Source organism: Streptomyces sp. NPDC094143 (assembly GCF_040303825.1).
Classification (GTDB): domain Bacteria; phylum Actinomycetota; class Actinomycetes; order Streptomycetales; family Streptomycetaceae; genus Streptomyces.
The window spans coordinates 1-3,116 of record NZ_JBEOTZ010000107.1 but is presented as its reverse complement, the minus strand read 5'-3'; the positions used below and the strand labels follow the sequence as shown (position 1 = coordinate 3,116).

General features: G+C 73.3%; 1 protein-coding gene. It reads left to right on the top strand.

Translation table 11 applies throughout. The annotated features are described in order from the left end of the window. Window positions 1-3,116, top strand: a 3,116-nt coding sequence (locus ABTZ58_RS39890) for an SDR family NAD(P)-dependent oxidoreductase (RefSeq protein WP_351368368.1), incomplete at both ends; no start/stop codon positions are given.

The following is a 3,116-nucleotide window of genomic DNA, read 5'->3' as shown; positions in this document are numbered from 1 at the left end:
GCCGCCGAGGAGGAGGTGCTGCCGCTGCTGGAGGGGCGTGAGGTGTCGGTGGCGGCGGTCAACGGTCCTCGCGCCGTGGTGATCGCGGGCACCGAAGCGGCTGTGTCCGAGGTCGCCGACGAGCTGGCCGGACAGGGCCGCCGAACGACCCGCCTGCGTGTCTCCCACGCCTTCCACTCGCCGCTGATGGAGCCGATGCTGGCGGAGTTCCGTCAGGTCGCCGAAGGCATCACCTACACCACTCCGTCCCTCCCGGTCGTCTCGAACGTCTCCGGACAGCTCGCGGTCGAGGGGGAGTTGACCACCGCCGACTACTGGGTGCGGCACGTCCGCGAGGCCGTCCGGTTCGCCGACGGTGTCACCACCCTCGCGGCGGAGGGTGTCACGCGGTTCCTGGAGATCGGCCCGGACAGCACCCTCACCGCACTCGCCCAGAACTGCCTGCCGGATGCGCACGACTCACTGTTCGTGTCCGTTCTGCGCAAGGACGACTCGGAGCGCGTCGCCGTTCTTCGGGCGGCCGCACGCCTCCACGTCGACGGCGGTGAGGTCGCCTGGCCCGGCGTGCTGGGCGACCGCGACGGGACACCCGCGGTGGAGCTGCCCACCTATCCCTTCCAGCGCAGCCGTTACTGGCTGGGGCCGAAGGACTCGGCCAAGGACGCTCCGACAGGACCCGCCCGCGCCTCCGCGGTCGTCGACGCCGCCTTCTGGTCCGCCGTCGAGCGGCAGGACGTCACCGGCCTCGCCGCGGATCTCGACCTCGCGCCGGAAGCGCTCGACGCGGTGGTCCCCGCGCTGTCCGACTGGTACCGGCGCCGGCAGGACCAGGCGGAACTGGACGCCCTGTGCCATGAGGTCTCCTGGCGCCCCCTGACAGGCGACGACGTGGTGCCCGTAGCCGCATCCGGACCATCCCGCGTGGACTGCTGGACGGTCCTCGCGCCGATGGACCCGGATCCCTCGGTGCGGGTGCTGGCGGACGAACTCGCGGAGGGGCTGCGCGCCCAGGGACTGGCGGTACGGATCTGCCAGGTCGACGCCGCGGATCCGGAAGCCTGCGCCTCGGCCCTCCGCACCGCCACCCCCACCGCTACCGCCACTGCGACGGACACGGACACGGCGGGAGCCCCGCAAGGGGCCGAAGCCCCGCACGGCATCCTCTCCCTGCTGGGCTTCTCCACGTCGACGGACGCCGTCGTCGCAACGCTCATCGCCGTGCAGGCACTGGCCCGGGAGGTTCCCGGCGCGAGGCTGTGGGCGATCACTCAGGGTGCCGTCGCCGTCGGCGGCCCGGACCGCATCACCCGCCTGTCCCACAGTGCCGTCTGGGGACTCGGCCGGGTCGCCGCCCTGGAGCACCCCGACCTGTGGGGCGGCCTGATCGACCTCCCCGCGCAGACGGATCACCGGGTATGGACACGACTGGCGTCGGCGCTGACGCGCCTGAAGCCGGGCGAGGACCAGGTCGCGCTGCGTTCCCACGGCATGTTCGGACGCCGGGTGAAGCCCGCCGCGCCCCTCGCAGCGCGCACGGCTTCCGTCGCCGACGCCGGCTGGACACCGGGTGAGGGCGCCGTGCTCATCACCGGCGGCACCGGCGCCCTGGGCGCTCAGGTGGCACGCTGGGCCGTCCAGCGGGGCGCCCGCCACCTCCTCCTGGTCAGCCGCCGGGGCGAACAGGCTCCCGGCGCCGCGGATCTCCGTACCGAACTGGAGCAGTCGGGCGCCCGCGTGACCATCGCGGCCGTGGACCTCTCCGTCCGCGAGCAGCTGGCCGCCCTCCTCGCGGAGCACTCCGTCGACGCGGTGTTCCACGCGGCCGGGGACCTGGAGGACGGGACGGTCCTCACCACGGATGCCGACCGGGTGCGGCGCGTGATGCGACCGAAGGCCGAGGGAGCGCTGCTGCTGGACGAACTGACCAGCGGCACCGACCTCACCGCGTTCGTCCTGTTCTCCTCCCTGGCCGGAACGATCGGCAGCCCGGGGCAGGGCGCATACGCGGCCGCCAACGCGGTGCTGGACGCGCTGGCCGAGCGGCGCCGCGCCGAGGGCCTGCCCGCGACGTCCATCGCGTGGGGCCCCTGGGCGGGCGCCGGCATGGCCGCAGTCGCCGGCGGCCGACGCCGCGGACAGGGAGCAGTGACCCCGCTCGCTCCCGAGACCGCCCTGTCGGCGCTGGGAGCGCTGGTCGACGCCGGAGCCGTCACCCGGCTCGTCGTCGCGGCCGACTGGAGCCGCTTCGTGCCCGCGTTCACCACCTCGCGGCCCAGCGCACTTCTCACCCCGCTGAGTCCGGTGTCGACGGCCTCCTCGGGCCGGGCCCCCGCCCGCGACGCCGGAGAGACCACGGACGACCTGCGCCTGCGCGTCAACTCCCTGCCCCGCGAAGCCGGACAACGTCTGGTCCTGGACGAGGTACGCGAGCGTGCGGCGGCCGTCCTCGGCCACGCCGGGACGGAACAGGTGGGCCCGGACCGGGCGTTCCGCGACCTCGGCGTCGACTCGCTGATCGCGGTGGAACTGCGCAACGTCCTGGCGGCCGGTTGTGGAGTCACGCTGCCGGCCACGGCCGTCTTCGACCACCCGACCCCGCAGGACCTCGCCGCTCACATCTACGGCGCACTGCGCGAGGACACCGACACCGCCGTCACGGTTACCACTGCCGCAGCCGCCGTCACCGACGAGCCGGTGGCGATCGTCGGGATGGCCTGCCGTTTCCCCGGCGGCGTCGACTCTCCGGAGAGTCTGTGGGCGTTGCTGGAGGAAGGGCGTGACGGCATCACCGACTTCCCCGCCGACCGCGGCTGGACCGGCCTGGACGCGCTCTACGAACACTACGCACGCACAGGGGACGGCACCGCGGACGCGGACTACGTGCGCCTGGGCGGTTTCCTGGACGATGTCGCCGGGTTCGACGCGGAGTTCTTCGGTGTTTCGCCGCGTGAGGCGTTGGCGATGGATCCGCAGCAGCGGTTGTTGCTGGAGTCGTCGTGGGAGGCGGTGGAGCGGGCGGGAATCGACCCGAGGTCGCTGCGCGGTCGGCAGGTCGGTGTGTTCACGGGTACCAACGGGCAGGACTATCCGGCCTTGTTGGGTGTGGCGGAGGGTGA